Here is a 19,979-nt window from a genome sequence, read left to right on the forward strand (position 1 = left end):
CCGTGACCCAGAAGGCCAACATCCTCCTCGTGGACGACCGCGACGAGAACCTCATCGCGCTGGAGGCGGCCCTCACGTCCCTGGACCAGAACCTGATCCGCGCCGGATCCGGGGAGGAGGCGCTCAAACACCTTCTGGGCACGGACTTCGCGGTCATCCTGCTGGACGTGGTCATGCCGGGGATGGACGGCTTCGAGACGGCCGCGCACATCAAGCAGCGCGAGAAGACCAAGGACGTGCCGATCATCTTCCTGACGGCCCAGGAGATCGACCGGCACCAGGTCTTCCGCGGCTACGCCTCGCGCGCGGTCGACTTCCTGCTCAAGCCGTTCGACCCGTGGGTGCTGCGCTCCAAGGTGGAGGTGTTCGTCGAGCTGCACCAGCTCAAGGCGCAGATGCGCGAGCAGGCCCGCACCCTCCAGCGCGACCTGGGCCAGGAGACCGGGGAGCCCGGCAAGGTCCTGGCCGAGCAGCTCGCCCAGCGCTCCGGGCAGGTGCAGGAGGAACTGGCCGAGCTGCGCCGCCACATCGTCGACGCCTACCAGGACACCGACCAGCCGCTGGTGGACGGGGTGCGCCGGGTGGACCGCGCGTTCTCCCGCCTGTCCACCCTCATCGACACCCTCCACGGCCCCGAGGACTGACCCCGGCCCGGCGCCGGGGCGCCCGCCGCCCCGGCCACCGCCGCCGGGCTACCGCGGCCGGGGCGGGAGCGCCAGGCCGATGTGCTCGCCGATCTCCTCGATCAGGCCGAGGTCGGCCAGGCGGAAGCTGCCCCGGTTGCTGCGCCGGATCAGGGTGAGCGCCCCGCGCACGCCCCGGCTGCCGCGCAGCGGCACCGACAGCAGCGAGCCGGCGCCGAGCACCGACAGCAGCGGCGCCCCCGAGGAGGCGCGGCCCAGCACGCCCTCCTCCTCGATCAAGGGGAACAGCAGCGACTGGCCCCGCCCCAGCACCTCGCCGGGGATGTCGGCGTCCTCCGGCACCGCCCCGGACACCTCCTCCCGCTGCTCGTCGGTGGCGTCGGGCGGGCCGGCCACCACGGCGCGGCGCGCCGCCCGCGGGTCCGGCAGGTCGCACACGTCCACGATCACCCAGTCGGCGTAGGAGTCGGCGAGCAGCTCGGCGGCGTCGGCCAGCGCCAGCGGCTTCCCGGCCCCGCCCGGGCCGGCCGAGCGCAGCAGCAGCCGGGTCATCCGGGTGAGCACGTCCAGCCGGCGCGCGGCCAGCACCACCACCTGGTCCTCCACCTCCGGCTCCAGCGGGGCGGGGCCCTCCTCCTCGCCTCCGTTCATCGGCGGCGACATCGCCACCAGGACCAGCGGGTTCGGCTCGGTGGGCAGCTCCACCCGGGTCAGGGTGAGGTGCACGTCCTCGGCCCAGCCGCGCTGGGCCAGCCGGGACTCCAGGTCGGCGTCGCCGTCCCCGCGCACCACCGCCGCCAGCCACGACCGCATCGCGGCCCGCCGCCGCAGGTCCACGAAGTGCACGAACGGCTTGCCGGTCAGGTACCCGGGGCCGCTGCCCAGCCGGGTCGCGCCGGCGTGGTTGATCCGCCGGATGTACCCCTCGTGGTCGAGCAGCACGACCGGCACGCTCAGCTCGGTGAACATGGCCCGCAGCAGCGCCCGGTCGCCGTCGTCGCCCTGGCGGCGCTGTTCGGGCGGTTCGGCGTGCGCCTGCGCCAGTCGGCCGCCGGCCTCGCCGAGCAGGCGCTCGGCGTACTCCAGCTCGGCGAGCGCGGCCTCGGCCGTGCTCTGCCCGTCGTCCGGGTACATGGTGTGCGTATCGCGCAGGGCCGCGATGCGCTCGCCCAGAGCGGTGATCTCTCGTTGCAGCTCCGCCAGGTGCACGCGGGCACTCCCTGTCGTCGCGGTCGGCCATGACCATCACGACGCTAACGGATGTGCCCTCCCGCGGCGGCACGGGGCTACCGTGGTCCTGGGAGAAGCAAGGAGGCCGGATCGTGTGGATCGAGCGCCTGGCCCGCGACATCGGCGCGCTGGGGCACAGCGAGGGCACGACCCTCGAACGCGCTCTGGACCAGATGGGCCGGTCCGCCGCGCTCGGCGTGCCCGGGTGCTCGGCGGCGCTGGTGGTGGTCTGGCGGGAGGTGGCGGGGCCCGACGGCTCGGTGCGCCACGTCGTCGTCGACTACGGCGCCTCCCACGCCGACCTGGCCGCGGCCTTCGAGCACCAGTACACCACCGACCAGGGGCCGGCCGTGGAGGCGGTGCGCGAGATGCGCCAGGTGCGGGTGGGCGACGTGCTGCGCGAGTCCCACCGCTGGCCGCGCTACACCAGCATGGCCGTGCAGTGCGGGGACCGCTCCTCCCTCACCCTGCCCAGCCCGCTGCCCGGAGACGGCGCCGACGCGGACCGGGTGGTCACGTTCGGGGTGCACTCCGTGCGCCCGGACGCCTTCGACGAGGGGGTGGTCGCCCCGCTGACCGCGCTGCTCGCCGAGCACGCCGCCGCGTCGCTGGCCAACGTGGGGCGGCGTACCGACGAGGCGCGCCAGAGCGCGCACATGCGCCGCGCCATGTCCGCGCGCACCGTCATCGACCAGGCCAAGGGCATCATCATGCACGCCCGGGGCTGCGACGCCGACACCGCTTTCGCGGCGCTGCGCGAGGTCGCCCAGCGCAACCGCAAGCGGGTCGTGGACGTCGCCCGCGACCTCGTCGCCGAGAACGCGGGCGCCAGGCCCTCCGCCCCCTCGGGTGAGTGAGCCGGGGGACCCGGAGCGGTGTCCCGAACCCTCCGCGGGGGCGGACGAGTCCCGAGCGTGATCGAAAGACGCCATGATGGGCAGGGGCCGGGTGCCGTGACCGGCCGATCCGACGGCAAGGAGTGGCGAGCGTGACGTCATCAGACATCTCGATCCGTCGCGAGGACGGGATCGTCGTCGTGACCCCCGTGGGGGAGATGGACGCGGTGACCTCGCCCGCGCTCGCCGAGGTGCTGGACGGGATCCTGTCGCCGGACCCGCCGCACGGCGTGGTCGTCGACTTCACCAAGGTCGGGTTCTGCGACTCCCGGTGCATCGGAGTCCTGGTCGCCGCCTACCGCCAGGCCCGCGACCTGGGGCTGGGCCTGGTGGTCGCCGAACCGCAGCGCCAGGTGATGCGCCTGTTCATGATCGCCGGGATCGACCAGGTCATCCCGATCGCCGAGACCGTCGGCGGGGCCGTCGAGGACCTCCAGGACTGAGGACCGCCCTCAGCGGACGCCCTCGCGGTCCTTCTCCCCCCACGCCCCGTCGAGCGGGACGTCCTCCACCCGGCGGTCCAGGAAGTGCAGGCGCACCGACGACCCCTCGCCGCGGCCGGTGATCTCCAGGAAGTCGCAGATCTGCCGGGTGATCCACAGCCCGTAGCCCCGGGGGCGCAGCCCGTCCGAGGGCCGGTAGCCGGTCAGCGGGTCGGTCGGCCCGCCGCGTTCGTCGGAGACGTCGCACACCCAGCGGTCCCCGGTCCGCCACACCCGCACGCCGCCCTTGCCCGCGCCGTGCTCCAGCACGTTCGCGGCCAGCTCGTTGACCGCCGTCACCAGGCGCTCCACCTGGTCGGCGTCCATCCCCTCGGCCTCGCCCAGCGCGGCCAGCTCCCGGCGCAGGCGCGGCAGCGACGGGCCGATCTCCAGCCGGTGGACGGCCCCGTGCACCGGGAGCGGCTCCGGGGCGCGCGGCCGCGTGCCGAACGCGGCCGTCCCCTGGTACGACGGGTTCGGGTACGGCCCGTCGGCGCCGATGAGCACCGGGTGGGTGGCGAGCACCGCGGCCCGGTCGCGTGGCGTCAGCGCGCGCTCGTCGTGCGCGCACACCAGGCGCATCCGCACGGGGGCCAGGGCCGTGCACAGCACCGACTCCCAGCGCCGCCACTCGCGGGTCTCCAGGGTCCCGTGGACGGCCGGGGGCTCGGCGATGACGAGGACGCCCTCCGGGTGCGCCGAGGCGAGCCGGTGCAGCGCCGCCAGGGCGCGCCCGGGGGAGGCGTACAGGCGGGCGCGGTCCACGGCGCGCACGCGCGCGCGGGCGTCCTCCGGCAGCGCGGACAGCAGCGCGTCGGCGCGCTCGTCGGAGACGGCGAGGAGGGTGCGGGCGTCCCCGGCGTCGCGGAGCAGCCCGGTCACCGTTTCGCGGAACCACCGGTCGCGGCGGAAGAGGAGGCCCTGGTGTTCGAAGGTCATGGGTCCGTGGTCGGCGGGTCGGGGGTCACGGCTCCCGGGCGCGGGAACCGCCGTCCGAGATGTACCCGCTGCGGCCCCCCGGGGAGAACACCGGGGGGCCGGTAACGCGGACGCGGAGCGAGGCGGGCCACGAGGGTCAGTGCGCGGCGGCGGACAGCACGAGGCCGTCCGCTTCCCCGTCGAGTTCGTCGCGCTCGGCAGGACGGGGCCGGGCGCGGTCGTAGGCGATCTCGGTCTCGATCGCGATCCGTTGCCAGGTGAACCGGGAACGGGCTCGGTCCACCGCGGCGATGCCGTACGCGGTGCTCATGGTGGGGGTGCCGAGCACCGAGCGCACGGCCCGGGCGACCTCGTCGGGGTGGCCGAACCGCATCAGTACGCCGCTGGTGCGGTGCAGGACCGCGCCGGGGACGGCTCCGGTCGCGGTGGCCACCACGGGCAGGCCGCACGCCATGGCCTCCAGGACGGCCCCTCCGTAGGGGTCGTAGGAGGAGGCGGACACGTACACGTCCGCCGAGCGCAGCAGGCGCGGGAGCTCCTTGCGCTCCACCGGGCCGACCAGGTGCAGGCGGTCGTCGACGCCCGCCTCCTTGGCCCGGAGTTCGAGTCGTCGGGCGTCCTCGTCCAGGGAGACGTTCGTGTGGGCGGTGGTGGAGACCAGCAGCAGCTCGGCCTCGGGGAGCCGCAGCAGGGAGTCCACCAGGCGCTCGGCTCCGCCGGCGCGGTCCGGGGAGGTGACCGCCACCAGGCGGGGGCGCTCGCCGCGCGAGGACCGCCAGTGCTCGGAGGAGGTGCCGCCCTCCACGGTGAAGTGGTCGGTGTCCACGCCGAACGGCACGACGCTCACGTGGTGGCGGGGCACGCCCAGGCGGGCCAGCTCGTTCTGCTGGTCGGTGGAGCCGACCAGCACACGGTCGGCGCGGGACGCCAGGATGGACTCCATCCGGGCGCGCTGGGGGTCGCTGTCCAGGCCGGAGCGCTGCTCCCCGGCGTTGAGCGAGTGGAAGGTCTGCACCAGGGGGATCGAGCTCTGGTCGCGCTCGCTGTGCGCCTGGGCGTGCAGGGCGGCCAGGCCGCTGGTCCAGCCGATGGCGTGCAGGACGTCGGGACGGTCCTCGTCGAGGACGGCGGCGAGGGCGGTCCCGAACGCGCCGGTGTGCTCGGCGTGCTCCTGCTCGTGCAGCGGCCTGGCCGGGCCCGCGTCGAGGTGGGTCACGGAGACGCCGCGCGCCATCCGGGTGCGCCCCTCGGGCTGGTCCGGGTCGCTGCGGCGGACGTAGACGGTGACCTTGTGGCCGCGTTTGGCCAGCTGTCGGGTGAGGGCGCACAGGTGCAGGCTCGCGGGGCAGGCCGGTTCGCCCCGGTGGGCGGGGAGAGGATTGGCGTGTTCGGCGATCATCGCGATCTTCACGAGGCTGGACTCCTAGGCGAGGGCGGGTGCCCGTCGGGATGCCCGGGGGACTCCGGAGCGGGGTCGGAGTCCCCCGGGACGGGCGGATGGTTCGAAGGGCGGTCGGCTCACCGTCGGCGGGCACGCCGAAGGAGGGCGCCCGGCGGTGGATGCCCGACGGCCCGGGGGACGGGTGCGGGGCACCCGTCGAAGGGGAGGGGGAAAAGAGAAAGGAAGGAGAAGGGCAGACGCACGGGAACCACACCAGACGACCTGTTCGAAGGGATACCGTTCGCCACCGTGCGTGACCGTATGTGGATGCACAGTGGTGGTCGTGTGTGTCTGCGTCTTAGACACCCAACGAGGTCATTGTGCCAGACTCCGCCGCCGGGGACAACCGGAGGAGGGCTCCCGGCCGCTGTCGGACACCGCGAACCGAAGGATCGCGGCCGCCCGTGAAGCAGGGTACGGGGGGCCCTGCCGGACACCCGCCGCGGCCGCTACTGTCAATGCGGAGCAACACGTACTCCGGGCAGCGCTTTCGGCACTCGAATCCCGTGCTGGAACTGCATATCCGGGTGTTTTCCGTCATGATGTACCCGGATTTTGACCTACCCCGGCAGTGGCTCGGTACGGTTGCAGAATCCAGACGTTGAACGGGATTCGACCAAGGGTCCGGCGCACGAGTCGGGCAGCGGCCACGGCCGACGAAACGGGAGGAAGGGCGTATGGGTGTCGCTGGTGGGGAAGTCATCGTCACGGCCCTCACGCACCGGGGCGCTATCCGTCCCGCCAACGAGGACGCCATCGTCATGGGGGCCCTGACCGTCGCCAGTGCGAACATGACCTCTCCGGTCCGCTGCGTGCTGCCGGTGAGCGAACCCGTCATCCTGGCGGTCGCCGACGGCATCGGCGGCCAGGCGGCCGGTGAGATCGCCTCCGAGCACGCCGTGCACCGCATGGCGGAGATGGGGCCGCGGCTCGGCGGCCCGGACGAGATCGCCCAGCTGCTGAGCAACATCGACGAGGAGATCAAGGACCACGCGCTCCAGCACACCGAGTTCGCCGGGATGGGGACCACCGTCGCGGGCGTGCTGCTCAACAGCGACGGCAACTTCTGGTTCAACGTCGGCGACTCCCGCACCTACCGCCTGGACGGGCGCCGCCTGGTGCAGCTCTCCGAGGACGACTCCCCGGCGCTGCCCCCCTCCGAGGACGGCCGCCCCGTCACCACCAACTTCATCACCCAGTCCCTGGGCGGGAGCTCGGGCGGCAGCATGGTCCCGCACGTGGGCCGCGACGACGCCGCCGACCCCAGCGCCTGGCTGATGTGCAGCGACGGCCTCTCCGACCTGGTGCTCCCGGAGGAGATGGAGCGGATGATCGCCGAGGCCGGCAGCGACGAGGCCGCCGTCCACGCCCTGTGGCAGGCCGCCATGGAGGCGGGCGGCAAGGACAACATCAGCATCCTGCTCGCCCGCCGCGTCTGACGGCCGCCGCCCCGTATCCCGCAACGCCGGAAGGGCCCGCACACCGACCGGTGTGCGGGCCCTTCCGGTTCCGACCCCTACTGGGAGGAGGAGCCCTTGCGCAGGCGCAGGGCGACCACCGCGACGGCGGCGATCGCGATCACTCCCACCGCGACGATGGCGATGAGGCCCACCGGCAGGGAGCTCCCGCCCTCGTCCTCGGCCGCGGCCTCGGAGGCCTCGACCTCGGCGGGGGACTCCTCCGCGGCGGACGCGCCGGCGTCCTCGGTCGGCTCCGCGGACTCCTCGGCCGGGGCGGCGGCCGCGACGGCCTCCTCGGTCGCCGTGAAGGTCAGGCTGCCCTGGATCGGGTGGCCGTCGGAGGACACCACCCGGTACCCGATCGTGTACTCGCCCGCCTCGTCCAGCGGCGACAGGCCCACGGACACGTCCAGCCCGTCGAACACCAGGTCGCCGTCCTCGTAGGTGGTCTCCCCGTCCGGGCCGGTGACGACCACGGCGCTGCCGGAGCCGCCCTCCATGGGCGCGTTGTTGAACGAGAGCACGACCTCCTCGGGAGCGGTGTCCAGGGTCGCGCCGTCCTCCGGGTTCGACCCGGTCAGAACGTCGTGGGCCAGCGCGGGCGCGGGCGCCGCGACCAGGGCGGCGGCCAGCACGGCGGCCGGGACCAGGGCGCGCCGCAGGGGGGAGGTGTGGTTGCGGGTCATTCTTCTCTTCTTCTCTCGGGCTCGTTCCGCACCGGGGCGGCCGCGCGGCGGCGCCTCCCGGTCTCGTCTCCTAGGCCGCCCGGAGTCCGCGGGACGCGGGGTCCCGGGACTCGTGCGGCGGGGGAGGGGCGGGCGGGCCGCGCGGCGGGTGCGCCGTGAGCGCGGGTGCGGCCGGCGCCGCCGCGGGGGCGGGTGCGACGGCCGCGGGAGCGGGAGGAAGGGAGAGGTCGCGGGCGCTCGCCGGGGGCAGCGCGCGCGAGAGCAGGGCGGCCAGGAACCACAGCGCCGCCTCCCCGCGCGCCAGCAGCGCCGATGCCAGCAGCGCCGCCCACAGGTGCGCCAGCAGCATGCCGGGGGCGAGGCCGAAGGCGTGCGCGAGCACCCCGTGGCCGGAATGGTCGGCGCCGGTGTCGAAGGTCGCGAAGGCGGGGTCGGCCGACCCCTGGAGGATCAAGTGCAGGACGACCTGGGCGCAGGCCATGACGGCGAGGATCTCGCCGAAGCCGCGCATCATGCGGGTGAAGTGCCACAGCACGGGGGTGAGGAAGGCGGTCGCCAGGGCGAACCCGGCCGCCCCCGCGGGCTCGGCGGCCCACAGGTTGTGCCCGACCCAGGCGAGCCCCGTGCACGCACCGGCCAGGGAGGCCGTGCGCAGCAGACGGAGTGTGCCATGGGCGGGTCGCACGTGAGAAAACCTAGATCCTGTCCGATTCGCCCGCAAGGGCACGACGGGCCGCCGGATGCGATCCCCCGCGCATCCGGCGGCCTCCCCGTCGTGGGACGGGTCCTTCTTCCCGGGCCGGTCTCAGACCGCGGGGGCCAACTCGCGGCGCATGTAGCGCCGCTCCTCCGGGGTGGTCCCACCCCAGACTCCGTGGGCCTCCCCGGATCGCAGCGCCCACCGCAGGCATTCCGGGCGAACAGTACAGCTGCGGCAGACGGCGAGGGCCTGCTCGGTATCGGCCCTGCCGATACCGGTGGAGCTCACCGGGAAGAAGATCTCGGGGTCGTACGCACGGCAACGTCCCTGCGTGACCCAGTCCTCGCTCTCGTGGTACAGGCGGTTCACGGGCGCCTCCGATCCGTGGCTGTCGGTCCGTGGCCGGTGGCCCGCGCCGTGTCCTCCACGGCCGGGTCGGCGGAAGTCTCGCGCCGTGCCGCGGCTCCGAAGGTCGGAGCACCGGGGACGGCCGTAGGGTGTCCGGCCGCTCCGGAACTGCGGCGAAGCGATGCGACTAAGTGTAGTACTACATCGGGTCGTACTACAGGGGGTCTTCCTGGAACTCCGCCTTTTCTCCAGGGACCTTGGTCGGATTCCGGGGCGCACGGGGCCCGGCGGCGGCCGGGTCAGGGTCACGGCCGGGGCGCGGCGGCCCCGTTCCCGCGCCGGGGCGAACCCCCTGCGCAGAGCGGCTTTCGCCGAACCCGGGGCGGTCTCCGTGACATCCGCGTTACGGGGGCGTGACATCCGGGCGTCGCCTCCCCCGCGTCGGGAAGACGTTATGTCGCGAGGTTTCCACCGAATTGATGTGACTTAACGCACGCTTAATATTGCTCGTCCAGGCTCTATGTTTGACCCTGACGACCACCACGCGCATTCTTCCGCCCGCGGCGCCCCGGCACGGCGCCGACACGCGGCCGCCGCGCGGAGGTGGTACCGAATCCCCTGCTGGGCGGCGTGTGCGCCGACTTTGCGCGCTCCATCGCGCGGTCCGCGAAAGCCCTGGTCACGGCCTTGGAATCGGGTTAAAGAAACAAGCCCTACCCGGTCGCCTTTCGATGAAACATCCGCGGCGGACCATCTCGTCATCCCATTGACTTTCGTTCGCTAGTTTCAATCGACGTGCCGCATCTACGAACGAATCTCCAAGCCCGCGACCGAACCGACGAGGGAGCCCACGGCTCCGCGCAGAGCGCCGGGGCCGCGGGCCGTGGGGACGTGCGCCTGGCACATCCCGGCCCCGAGGACGGCCCGCACATGTGGGCCCTGGCGCGGGAGGCGGGGATGGACGTCAACTCCCCGTACGCCTACGCCCTCTGGTGCCGGGATTTCGCCGCGACCAGCGTCGTCGCCCGCGACGAGGCCGGTCGTCCCATCGCCTACGTCACCGGTTACGTGCGACCTGACAGCCCGGACACCTACTTCCTGTGGCAGGTCGCCGTGGACCCGGCCCACCGGGGCCGCCGACTGGCCCGACTCATGCTCGACTTCATCGGTGACCGGATCGTCGAACGGGGCATCGACCACCTGGAGGCGACCGTCACCCCGGACAACACCGCGTCGCGAGCGCTCTTCGCATCGTTCGCGCGCGACCGCCGGGCCCGGATCACATGGTCCGCACTCTTCTCCGAGGAGCACTTCCCGAAGGAGAATGGAGACTCACACGAGCCCGAAGACCTCGTGCGCATCGGACCCCTGGGTCTCCCCGACGAAGCACACGTGTGACCGGCCATCCGCACCGCGTCGACCAACCCATCGAGCGGCCACGCCATGAGCCCACGAACCTGGGGAAAGGAACCGAGGAACCCACGATGGAGACCTTCGAGCGCCTGGAATCCGAAGTCCGCGGATACTGCCGGAACTGGCCGGCGGTCTTCGACCGGGCCGTCGGAAGCCATGTCTACGACGAGTCGGGCCGTCCCTACCTGGACTTCTTCGCGGGAGCCGGATCGCTCAACTACGGGCACAACAACCCGGAGCTGAAGACCGCGCTCATCCGCTACCTGACCGAGGACCGCATCGTCCACAGCCTGGACGCCTACAGCGTCGCCAAACGCGACTTCCTCGCGACCTTCGAGGAGGTCGTCCTCCGGCCGCGCGGCCTGGACTACAAGGTCCAGTTCCCCGGCCCGGCGGGCAACAACGCCGTCGAGGCCGCGCTCAAGCTGGCCCGCAAGTACACCGGCCGCGAGACGATCGTCAACTTCACCAACGGCTTCCACGGCATGACCCTGGGGGCCCTGGCCGTCACCGGGAACTCGATGAAGCGCGGCGGCGCGGGCGTGCCGCTGGGCCACGTGGCCACCATGCCGTTCGACAACTACATGGACGGGCGCACCCCGGACTTCCTGTGGTTGCGCAGCCTGCTGGAGGACAGCGGCAGCGGCCTGGACAAGCCCGCCGCGGTGATCGTCGAGACCGTCCAGGGCGAGGGCGGCATCAACGTGGCCGGCGCCCAGTGGCTGCGCGAGCTCTCGGAGCTGTGCCGCGAGCACGACATGCTCATGATCGTCGACGACATCCAGATGGGCTGCGGGCGCACCGGCGACTTCTTCAGCTTCGAAGAGGCCGGCATCGTTCCGGACATCGTCACCCTGTCGAAGTCCATCAGCGGTTACGGTCTCCCCATGGCCCTGACGCTGTTCAAGCGCGAGCTCGACGTCTGGGAGCCCGGGGAGCACAACGGCACCTTCCGCGGCTTCAACCCGGCCATGGTCACCGGCACCGAGGCGCTGCGCCGCTTCTGGACGGACGACGCCTTCAGCGCCGCGACCAAGGCCAAGGGCGACCTCGTGGCCGCCCGCCTGGACGAGATGGCCGCCGAGCACGTCGACCTGGGCGCGCACGTGCGCGGCCGGGGCCTGGCCCGGGGGCTGGCGTTCACCGACACCTCCGTGGCCAAGCGGGTCGCCGCCGAGTCCTTCGAGCGCGGCCTGCTGCTGGAGACCTCCGGTCCCGAGGACGAGGTCGCCAAGCTCCTGCCCCCGCTCACCATGACGGAGGAGGAGCTGACGGCGGGCCTGGACATCATGGCCGACGCGGCGCGCGCCGCCGTCAAGGTCGCCCAGCCCGCCTGACACACGGACACCGCTCGGGGTCGGTCGGCCGCCCGTGGGGGTGGCCGGCCGGCCCCGTGCCGTACACGACAGCCATGTGCGCACACGAGCGCACCGATGAGGAGGAGAATCCCGTGATCGTTCGCAGCCTGGACGAGATCACCGACACCGAGGCGGACATCAAGACGGAGAACTGGCGCAGTCGCCGCATCGTCCTGGCCAAGGAAAAGGTCGGCTTCTCCTTCCACGAGACCGTGCTCTACGCCGGTACCGAGTCGACGTTCTGGTACGCCAACCACGTCGAGCTGGTCCACTGCATCGAGGGCGAGGCCGAGCTGACCAACGAGGAGACGGGGGAGAAGCACATCATCACCCCCGGCACCCTCTACCTCCTCAACGGCCACGAGCGGCACACCGTTCGCCCCAAGACCGACTTCCGGGTGCTGTGCGTGTTCAACCCGCCGGTGACCGGCCGCGAGGTCCACGATGAGAACGGCGTCTACCCGCTGGTCGTGGAAACGGACTGACCGGGCCCTCCCGGCAGGGAGGCCCCCGCGGGAGCGGTCCCGGGTCCGCCCGGGACCGCTCCCGCTTTCCGTCACCCGGGGTGACGGGTGTGCTGCGACGGGGTAGATACCGGTGCATCCGTGATCGTTGTACCGCCCATTGAATAACCAGTACATAACGGACCACCCGGGGGTCGTTACCTCCGGAGGGCCTCGGGGAGGGAGACCCCCGTACCGGAGCCGGTCCGGCCGCCGACCAGCGGCGGGGCCGCGACTCCACGGCGCGGCGCCGAGCGGGACCACCCGCGGAGCGCGACGGACCGCGCGAGCGATGCGAGGAGTGAGAGTGAAGATGCAGGTATCAGCGAACAGTCGACGGGCCCCCGGGCGCCGGGACGCGTTCCGCCTGGCCGGCGTGGGGGCGATCACCCTCGGGCTCGCCGCGTGCACACGCGTCGAGAACGGCGGAGGAGGGGGCGCCGGCGGCGGCGGACAGGCCGACACCGGACTCCTGGACAGGCTGCGCGAGCAGGGCTTCGTCAACGTCGGGCTGGCCAACGAGATCCCGTTCGGCTTCGTGGACGGCGACAACAACCCGGCGGGCCAGTCCCCGGCGGTCGCCCAGGCGGTCTTCGAGGAGCTGGGCGTCCCCGAGATCCGGGCCAACCCGGTCGCCTGGGACGGGCTCATCCCGGGCCTCCAGGCCAGCCAGTTCGACGTGATCGCCGCGGGCATGTTCATCACCCCGGAGCGCTGCGAACAGGTCGCCTTCACCGAGCCCACCGCCACCTCGCCCGAGGCGTTCATGGTGGAGTCCGGCAACCCGCACGACATCAGCCACTTCACGGACTTCGTGGACAACTCCGACCTGCGGCTCGCGGTGCTCAACGCCTCGGTGGAGCAGGGCTACGCGGAGCACTTCGGCGTCCCGGCGGGCCAGATGGAGCTGATCCCCGACCAGACCACCGGCTACGAGCTGCTGGAGTCGGGCCGGGTCGACGCCGTCTCCATGCTGAGCGTCTCCCACCACTACCTGCTCCAGGACCGGGGCGGCGACTTCGACGTCACCGAGCCCTTCTTCCCGGAGATCGACGGCCGCGAGGAGAAGGGCTGGGGCGGCCTGTGCGTGCGCCCCGCCGAGCAGGGGCTGCTGGAGGAGATGAACCGGGTCATCGCCGAGTTCACCGAGAGCGGCCGCCTGCTGGAGCTGGGCGAGGAGTGGGGCTTCACCGAGGCCGACCTGCCCGACGGCACCACCACCGCCGAGCTCTGTGAGGGCTGATCCCTCGTGGATTTCCTCATCGAGCGGTTGCCGATCTACCTGGACGGCGCCTGGGTCACCATCCAGCTGACCGCCGGCGGAATCGCGCTGGCGTTCGTCCTCGCCATGTTCTTCGGCATCCTGGGCACCCGCCCCGAGTGGCTGCCGCGGGCCGTGGCCACGACCTACGTCGAGGTCTTCCGCGGGGTCTCCGCGCTGGTGCTGATGTTCTGGATGGCGTACGCGCTGCCCGTCCTCACCGGCTACCAGCTGGACGGCCGGTTCGCGGCGATCGTCGCGGTGGGCCTCAACGTCGGCGCCTACGGCGCCGAGGTCGTGCGCGGTGCGATCAAGGCCGTGCCCAAGGCCCAGTTCGAGGCGACCGTCGCCCTGGACATGACCTGGTTCCAGCGCATGCGCCTGGTGATCCTGCCGCAGGCCTGGGCGCAGATGCTGCCGACCTTCGGCAACCTGTCCATCGAGCTGATGAAGGCCACCGCCGTGTCCTACCTCATCGGTGTCGCCGACATCAGCGCCATCGCCGAGCGGATGCGCCAGGCGACGGGGGAGACGGTGCTCGCCTTCAGCGGCGCGCTGGTCCTGTACTTCCTCATCGCCCAGGTGCTCATCTTCGGCGTGCGCCTGCTGGAGCGCCGGGCCAACCACCGGCTGGGGCGCGTCCCGCCGGGTGGCCGGGGGGTCCTGGGCCTGCTGCGGCCGCCCGCGCTGACCGCGTCGGGGGGTGCGAAGTAGATGTTCTGGGACTTCGAATGGACCTTCCGGGTCCTGCCCGACCTCATGCGGGGCCTGGCGGTCACCGTCCAGGCGACCCTGCTGGGCTACCTCATCGCCCTGGTGCTGGGGCTGGCCATCGCGATGGTCCGCCGGGTGCCGGTGGTCGGGACCGCCGTGCACGCCGTCATGGAGTTCGTCCGCACCACCCCGCTGCTGGTCCAGCTGGTGTTCGTGTTCGCGCTGGCGCCCTCCACGGTGTCGGCGCTGACCGTGGGCATCGTGGTACTGGGCGTGCACTACGCGGCCTACACCGCCGAGGTGTACCGCTCCGGGATCGAGGGCGTGGCCAAGGGCCAGTGGGAGGCGGCCCGGGCGCTCAGCCTGCCCGCCTCGCGCACCTGGGGCGCGGTGGTGCTGCCCCAGGCGATCCGCAAGGTCATCCCGGCGCTGGGCAACTACCTCATCGCCATGTTCAAGGACACCCCGCTGCTGCTGGCGATCACCGTGGTCGAGCTGCTCGCCACCGCGCGCCAGGTCGGCAGCGCGGACTTCCGCATCGTGGAGGCCTACACCGTGGTCGGGTTCCTGTTCCTCCTGGTCAGCATCCCCTCCGCGATCATCATCCGACGACTGGAGCGACGTTATGCCGCCGTCTGACACTTCGGCGCTGATCAACTTCGACCAGGTGGTCAAGCGCTTCGGCGACCTCACCGTGCTGGACCACCTGGACTTCTCGGTCGCCCCCGGCGAGAGGGTCACCCTGATCGGGCCGAGCGGCTCGGGGAAGACGACCATCCTGCGCCTGCTCATGACCCTGGAGAAGGTGACCGACGGCCTGATCGAGGTGGACGGCGAGCCGTTCAGCCACATGTCCCGCGGGGGCCGGCTGGTCCCGGCCAACGAGGCCTACCTGCGCCCGCGCCGCAAGCGGATCGGGATGGTGTTCCAGCAGTTCAACCTGTTCCCGAACATGACGGTCCGCAAGAACCTCACCGAGGCCCCGGTCCACGTGCTGGGCCTGTCCCGAGGGGAGGCGGACGCCCGGGCCGAGGAGCTGCTGGACCTGGTGGGGCTCTCGGACAAGATCGACGCCCACCCCTCCCAGCTCTCCGGCGGCCAGCAGCAGCGGGTGGCGATCGCCCGCGCGCTGGCGATGCGGCCGGAGATCCTGCTGCTGGACGAGGTGACCTCGGCGCTGGACCCGGAGCTGGTGGCCGGGGTGCTCGACGTGCTGCGCACGGTCGCCGAGACCACGGACATCACGATGCTGTGCGTGACCCACGAGATGGGGTTCGCGCGGGACGTGTCGCACCGGGTGCTCATGTTCGACAAGGGCCGGATCGCCGAGGAGGGGACGCCGGACGAGATCTTCGGCGACCCCAGGGAGGACCGCACCAAGGAGTTCCTCCGTTCGGTGCTGGACAACGGGCACTGACCGGAGCGCCGTTCCCCGGGGGCGGGGGGGGGGGGGGGGGGGCCCCCCCCCCCCCCGCCCCCGGGGCCTTCGATGGCGACATACCGTAGTCGTAAAGTAGCTTTTAGTTTCCTCCTGGGCAGAATGGGTGTTCTGAGGCAGGGGGGACTCTTGTGACCATGGTGCGAAGATGGGGGCTGGCCGGGTGGACGGCGGCGGCCCTCCTGGTCATCGCGGTGACCATGGCCGTCGACCCCGGCCTGCGCCACGACACCTTCGGAACCCCGGTCGTGTTCCTGATCTCCTGGGGGCCGATGCTCCTGGGGGGCCTGGTGGCCTGGGGGCTGGTCGGGGCGTTCGGCCGGCGGGCGGAACTGGACCGGCGCATCGCCGCCGCCATGCAGACCCACCCCATCAACCGCGAACTCGGCTGGCTGGCCCTCTTCCTGGTGGGGTTCGTGCTGTGCATGGTCGTGCTCAGCACCATCCTGCACCTGTACGGGTCGGAGATCGGGGCCGACCTCGAGATGTCGTCGTCCCTGGTGTCGCGGCTGCTGTTCCTGTTCACGCTGCCGTTGCTGGTCATGGACCGTTCGGGGGTGGTCCTGGACGGCCGCGGGACCGCCATGCCCTCCATCGCCCTCAAGGTCGAGCAGCCCTGGCGGTGGCTGGGCCTGGTCCCGGTCGTCCTCGTGCTGGCGCTGGTCGGCTACATCCTGGTGCCCGCCAACGGCCTGCCCGAGCCGTCGTTCCCGCTCTTCGGGTTCGTGCTGGCGTTCGCGCTGATCTCCGTGTGCGAGGAGATCTTCTTCCGCGGGATGGTGCAGACGAGGCTGGAGATCATCATGGGGCCGTGGGGAGGGATCGTGGCCACCTCGATCCTCTTCGCCCTCATGTACGCGATCATCCAGCCCTACGACCCGGTGGCCCAGCTCCCCGGGGACGGCCTGGTCTACGACCTGGGCCTGGCCCTGCTCACCTACGGCACGGCGAGCCTGCTCTACGGCTACCTGTGGCTGTGCTTCCGCAACACCTGGCTCAACGTGCTGCTGCGGATCGGCGTGTTCCTCATCCTCACGCCCCCCGACTTGGAGCCCATGATGGTGTAGGGCGAAATCACCCCTGAGGTCCGAAAAGTCCGAATGCCCGGTCGGCGGTCCGGTGTGTCGGCTCGCCTTTTCTTCCCTATTCCGGCCGTTGTCACGTGCATGGGCCGAAACCTGCGCAATCTATGCTCGGTAAGTGCAGGTGTTCGTGTGCATCTGGGTACAGAAGGTCCATAGCGGTCGTGTCGCGGTCATTTCCCCCTCACGGGGATGTCACCGGCCGGTCATGAAAAGGGGGGAGTCTGCCAGCTGTGAGCACGGAACCCGTATCGACGCCAGCCGGTCCCAGCACCACCGAGCCCCGAGGCCTCCCCGCCGATCGTTTCATGGACCGCGAGGAGGGTTGGCTCCGCTTCAACCAGCGGGTCCTCGAACTGGCGGAGGACAAGGACATCCCCCTGCTGGAGCGCGCCCGCTTCCTGGCCATCTTCTCCAGCAACCTCGACGAGTTCTTCATGGTCCGCGTCGCCGGCCTCAAGCGCCGGCTCGCCACCGGGCTCTCCGTCGCCTCGTCGAGCGGACACCACCCCCGCGACCTGCTCGAACGGATCTCCGAGTTCACCCACGACCTCATGCTGCGGCAGACCGCCTGCTTCCAGAACAGCGTCGCCCCCGCCCTGCGCGAGGTCGGGATCCGCATCGTGCGCTGGAACGACCTCGACGCCGCCGAACGCGAGTACCTGCACGGGTACTTCCGCCGCTCCATCTACCCGCTGGTCACGCCGTTCGCGGTGGACTCGGCCCACCCCTTCCCCTACATCTCCGGCCGGTCGCTCAACCTGGCCGTGACCGTCCGCGACCCGCGCGACGAGCGCCGCATGTTCGCCCGCGTCAAGGTGCCCGGCTCGCTGCCCCGGTTCATCGAGCTGAGCACCAAGGGCGGCGGCCGCTTCGTGCCGGTCGAGGACATCATCGCCGCCCACCTGCCCCAGCTCTTCGAGGGCATGGAGGTCGTGGACCACCACGCCTTCCGGGTCACCCGCAACTCCGACCTGGAGGTCGACGAGGACGAGACCGACGACCTCGTCACCTCCCTGGAGAACGAGCTGCTGCGCCGCCGCTTCGGGCCGCTGGTGCGCCTGGAGGTCGAGGAGGACATCAGCGACGACACGCTGGCGATCCTCGTCGAGGAACTGGGCGCCGAGGAGGAGGAGATCTACCGGGTCCCCGGCCCGCTGAACCTGGCGGGCCTGGCCCAGATCGCCGACCTGGACCGCCCCGAGCTGCACTACACGCCGATGGTCCCGGTCGAGCCGCGCGCGCTCACCTCCGGGGACCTGTTCGCCACCATCCGCGAGCGCGAGGTGCTGGTCCACCACCCCTACGAGTCCTTCGCCACCACCACGGAGCGGTTCCTCGCCCTGGCCGCCGGCGACCCCAAGGTCGTCGCGATCAAGCAGACCCTCTACCGCACCAGCGGCGACTCGCCCATCGTGGAGTCGCTCATCGAGGCGGCCCGCGAGGGCAAGGAGGTCGTGGTCCTGGTCGAGATCAAGGCCCGCTTCGACGAGCAGAACAACATCCAGTGGGCCCGCAAGCTCGAACACGCGGGCTGCCACGTCGTCTACGGCGTGGTCGGCCTCAAGACCCACTGCAAGCTGTCCATGGTCATCCGCAAGGACGACGACGGGCTGCTGCGCCGCTACTGCCACGTCGGCACCGGCAACTACAACCCCAGCACCGCCCGCATCTACGAGGACTTCGGCCTGTTCAGCGCCTCCTCCGAGGTGGGCGAGGACGTCAGCGACCTGTTCAACAGCCTCACCGGGTTCTCCCGCAAGAAGCACTACCGCAGGCTGCTGGTGGCGCCCGCGGCCCTGCGCGAGGGCCTGCTCCAGCAGATCTCCGTCGAGACCGACAACGCCCTCAAGGGCGAGCCCGCGCACATCCGCATCAAGGTCAACTCGCTGGTCGACGAGGAGATCATCGACGCCCTCTACCGCGCCTCCCAGGCCGGGGTCAGCGTCGACCTGTGGGTGCGCGGCAGCTGCGTCCTGCGCGCCGGGGTGCCCGGCCTCTCGGACAACATCCGGGTCCGCAGCATCCTGGGCCGCTTCCTGGAGCACTCGCGGATCTTCGTGTTCGCCAACGGCTGGCGCCCCCAGGTGTGGATCGGCAGCGCCGACCTCATGCCCCGCAACCTCGACCGCCGGGTGGAGGCGCTGGTCCGCATCTCCGACGGGGAGCAGTGCCGCAGGCTCATCGGCCTGATGGACCTGGCGATGTCCGACGACACGTCCTCGTGGCGCCTGCAGCCCGACGGCATCTGGGACCGGGTCACCCACGCCCCCGACGGGCAGCCCCTGGTGGACCTCCAGGACAGCCTGCGCGGCGACCGCCACCTGCGAGTGGTGGAGGGCGGATGAGCGCGGAGGGCGACACCCCCGCGGAGGGGGCCGGCGAGGTCAGGGTGACCAGCGCCTTCCCGCCCCGCACCGCGGCGGTCGGCGGCTACCTGGAGCCCATCCGGGCGGGCGGCACCCTGCTGTGGCGCGAGGGGGAGGCCGGGACCGAGGTCGTCCTCATCCGGCGGCCCGCCCGCGACGACTGGACCCTGCCCAAGGGCAAGCTCAAGAACGGTGAGCACCCCATCATCGGCGCGGTCCGCGAGGTGCAGGAGGAGACCGGCCTGAACCCCGTGCTGGGCCGCCGCCTGCCCCCGCAGCGCTACCTCAAGGACGGCTGGCCCAAGCAGGTCGAGTGGTGGGCGGCGACCCCCGCCGAAGCCGGCGGGGCCATCGACTACCAGGCCAACGAGGAGGTCGACCGGGTCGAGTGGGTCCCGGTGGGGGAGGCGCGCGAACGCCTCACCTACGACCACGACGTGGAGGTCCTGGACAACTTCCGGGCCGGACCCGCGGCGACCTTCCCGGTCATCCTGCTCCGGCACCTGTCGGCGGGGGAGAAGCGCACCTGGGACGACAGCGACCTGCTGCGCCCCCTGGACGAGGTCGGCCGGGCCGACGCCCTGGCCCTGCCGCGGGTGCTGAGCGCCTACGGGCGGCCCGAAGTGGTGTCGTCGGCGGCGGCTCGCTGCACCGAGTCGATGCTGCCGTACACGGTGGAGGCGGACGTGCAGATGCGCACCGAACGGGCCTTCACGGTCCGGGAGGGCACCCCGCCCTACGACGTCAAGGGCGCCCGCGAGGCGTTCGCCGAGATTCTCGGCGCGGGGCGGCCCACGGTGGTGTGCACGCACGGGGAGCTGATCCCGGACCTGATGGAGGAGGCGCTCACTCGGCTGGGGGCGCCGATCACCCAGCAGCTGGGACTGCGCAAGGGGTCGTTCTGGGTGGTCCACGTGGCCGCCGGGGAGCTGGCCGGCGTGGAGAGGCACGCGGTCCGGGGATAGGTGTGGCCCGGGAGGCGGGAAGGATCCCTTCAGGGCGTGCTGCCATGATG

20 protein-coding genes are annotated in these 19,979 nt (G+C 71.9%); 14 read left to right on the forward strand and 6 right to left on the reverse strand.

Going from position 1 to position 19,979, the window contains the following annotated elements:
- The first annotated feature begins 2 nt into the window (after positions 1 to 2).
- Positions 3 to 644 (forward strand): two-component system response regulator, encoded by a 642-nt coding sequence (locus ACFVNO_RS13700; protein ID WP_220565350.1) that lies wholly within the window; start codon positions 3 to 5, stop codon positions 642 to 644.
- Positions 645 to 692: 48 nt separating this feature from the next.
- Here the strand turns inward: ACFVNO_RS13700 and ACFVNO_RS13705 are convergent, their stop codons facing one another.
- Positions 693 to 1,778 carry a GAF domain-containing protein gene (locus ACFVNO_RS13705; RefSeq protein ID WP_355262941.1) on the reverse strand — a complete coding sequence of 362 codons (1,086 nt, stop codon included), beginning with the start codon at positions 1,776 to 1,778 and terminating at the stop codon, positions 693 to 695.
- A gap of 188 nt (positions 1,779 to 1,966) precedes the next feature.
- Here ACFVNO_RS13705 and ACFVNO_RS13710 point away from each other — a divergent pair, with 188 nt between their 5' ends.
- Together ACFVNO_RS13710 and ACFVNO_RS13715 are read left to right on the forward strand one after the other, a co-directional pair.
- Positions 1,967 to 2,731 (forward strand): ANTAR domain-containing response regulator, encoded by a 765-nt coding sequence (locus ACFVNO_RS13710; RefSeq protein WP_378892355.1) that lies wholly within the window; start codon positions 1,967 to 1,969, stop codon positions 2,729 to 2,731.
- Positions 2,732 to 2,862: 131 nt separating this feature from the next.
- Positions 2,863 to 3,213, forward strand: a complete 351-nt coding sequence (locus ACFVNO_RS13715; RefSeq protein ID WP_355262534.1) for an STAS domain-containing protein — start codon at positions 2,863 to 2,865, stop codon at positions 3,211 to 3,213.
- 9 nt (positions 3,214 to 3,222) lie between these two features.
- On the opposite strand, the gene ACFVNO_RS13720 is transcribed toward ACFVNO_RS13715, so the two are convergent.
- On the reverse strand, positions 3,223 to 4,191 hold the full coding sequence (locus ACFVNO_RS13720) for an anti-sigma factor RsbA family regulatory protein (protein ID WP_378892359.1): 969 nt from the start codon (positions 4,189 to 4,191) through the stop codon (positions 3,223 to 3,225).
- A gap of 136 nt (positions 4,192 to 4,327) precedes the next feature.
- On the reverse strand, positions 4,328 to 5,602 hold the full coding sequence (locus ACFVNO_RS13725) for a glycosyltransferase (protein WP_220563311.1): 1,275 nt from the start codon (positions 5,600 to 5,602) through the stop codon (positions 4,328 to 4,330).
- A gap of 707 nt (positions 5,603 to 6,309) precedes the next feature.
- Here ACFVNO_RS13725 and ACFVNO_RS13730 point away from each other — a divergent pair.
- Complete coding sequence (locus tag ACFVNO_RS13730) at positions 6,310 to 7,071, forward strand: PP2C family serine/threonine-protein phosphatase (protein ID WP_220563310.1); 762 nt, start codon at positions 6,310 to 6,312, stop codon at positions 7,069 to 7,071.
- Between the two features lie 77 nt (positions 7,072 to 7,148).
- Here ACFVNO_RS13730 and ACFVNO_RS13735 read toward each other — a convergent pair whose 3' ends face one another.
- The 3 genes from ACFVNO_RS13735 to ACFVNO_RS13745 form a co-directional block, all read right to left on the reverse strand.
- The gene (locus ACFVNO_RS13735) at positions 7,149 to 7,778 is read right to left on the reverse strand and encodes a copper resistance CopC family protein (RefSeq protein ID WP_355262527.1); all 630 of its coding nucleotides are present in this window, start codon (positions 7,776 to 7,778) and stop codon (positions 7,149 to 7,151) included.
- A gap of 70 nt (positions 7,779 to 7,848) precedes the next feature.
- A complete protein-coding gene (locus tag ACFVNO_RS13740; protein ID WP_378892364.1) occupies positions 7,849 to 8,463 on the reverse strand; it encodes a copper resistance protein in 615 nt (204 codons plus the stop codon).
- A 120-nt stretch (positions 8,464 to 8,583) separates the two neighbouring features.
- The gene (locus ACFVNO_RS13745) at positions 8,584 to 8,847 is read right to left on the reverse strand and encodes a WhiB family transcriptional regulator (RefSeq protein ID WP_220563308.1); all 264 of its coding nucleotides are present in this window, start codon (positions 8,845 to 8,847) and stop codon (positions 8,584 to 8,586) included.
- An 870-nt stretch (positions 8,848 to 9,717) separates the two neighbouring features.
- On the opposite strand from ACFVNO_RS13745, the gene ectA reads away from it, so the two are divergent.
- From ectA to ACFVNO_RS13795, 10 genes are all read left to right on the forward strand, one after another.
- Entirely contained in the window at positions 9,718 to 10,224 is a 507-nt protein-coding gene (ectA, locus tag ACFVNO_RS13750; RefSeq protein WP_355262520.1) for a diaminobutyrate acetyltransferase, read from the forward strand.
- A gap of 86 nt (positions 10,225 to 10,310) precedes the next feature.
- Positions 10,311 to 11,576 carry a diaminobutyrate--2-oxoglutarate transaminase gene (ectB, locus tag ACFVNO_RS13755; protein WP_355262517.1) on the forward strand — a complete coding sequence of 422 codons (1,266 nt, stop codon included), beginning with the start codon at positions 10,311 to 10,313 and terminating at the stop codon, positions 11,574 to 11,576.
- 113 nt (positions 11,577 to 11,689) lie between these two features.
- Positions 11,690 to 12,082: an ectoine synthase gene (locus tag ACFVNO_RS13760; protein ID WP_220563305.1), complete on the forward strand. Its 393-nt coding sequence runs from the start codon at positions 11,690 to 11,692 to the stop codon at positions 12,080 to 12,082.
- Positions 12,083 to 12,476: 394 nt separating this feature from the next.
- Positions 12,477 to 13,343 carry an ectoine/hydroxyectoine ABC transporter substrate-binding protein EhuB gene (ehuB, locus tag ACFVNO_RS13765; RefSeq protein WP_355262938.1) on the forward strand — a complete coding sequence of 289 codons (867 nt, stop codon included), beginning with the start codon at positions 12,477 to 12,479 and terminating at the stop codon, positions 13,341 to 13,343.
- A gap of 6 nt (positions 13,344 to 13,349) precedes the next feature.
- Positions 13,350 to 14,075 (forward strand): ectoine/hydroxyectoine ABC transporter permease subunit EhuC, encoded by a 726-nt coding sequence (gene ehuC, locus ACFVNO_RS13770; protein WP_355262513.1) that lies wholly within the window; start codon positions 13,350 to 13,352, stop codon positions 14,073 to 14,075.
- The gene (gene ehuD, locus ACFVNO_RS13775) at positions 14,076 to 14,714 is read left to right on the forward strand and encodes an ectoine/hydroxyectoine ABC transporter permease subunit EhuD (RefSeq protein ID WP_220563302.1); all 639 of its coding nucleotides are present in this window, start codon (positions 14,076 to 14,078) and stop codon (positions 14,712 to 14,714) included. It begins immediately after the preceding gene.
- A complete protein-coding gene (gene ehuA / locus ACFVNO_RS13780; RefSeq protein ID WP_355262509.1) occupies positions 14,701 to 15,492 on the forward strand; it encodes an ectoine/hydroxyectoine ABC transporter ATP-binding protein EhuA in 792 nt (263 codons plus the stop codon). The genes ehuD and ehuA overlap by 14 nt, the downstream gene beginning before the upstream one ends.
- Before the next feature lie 158 nt (positions 15,493 to 15,650).
- The gene (locus tag ACFVNO_RS13785; protein WP_355262506.1) at positions 15,651 to 16,580 is read left to right on the forward strand and encodes a CPBP family intramembrane glutamic endopeptidase; all 930 of its coding nucleotides are present in this window, start codon (positions 15,651 to 15,653) and stop codon (positions 16,578 to 16,580) included.
- A 248-nt stretch (positions 16,581 to 16,828) separates the two neighbouring features.
- Positions 16,829 to 18,943 carry an RNA degradosome polyphosphate kinase gene (locus ACFVNO_RS13790; protein WP_355262503.1) on the forward strand — a complete coding sequence of 705 codons (2,115 nt, stop codon included), beginning with the start codon at positions 16,829 to 16,831 and terminating at the stop codon, positions 18,941 to 18,943.
- A complete protein-coding gene (locus tag ACFVNO_RS13795) occupies positions 18,940 to 19,929 on the forward strand; it encodes an NUDIX hydrolase (protein ID WP_355262500.1) in 990 nt (329 codons plus the stop codon). Before ACFVNO_RS13790 ends, ACFVNO_RS13795 begins: the two co-directional genes overlap by 4 nt.
- Positions 19,930 to 19,979 lie beyond the last annotated feature (50 nt).

Source organism: Nocardiopsis sp. NPDC057823 (assembly GCF_042797335.1).
GTDB lineage: Bacteria > Actinomycetota > Actinomycetes > Streptosporangiales > Streptosporangiaceae > Nocardiopsis > Nocardiopsis changdeensis.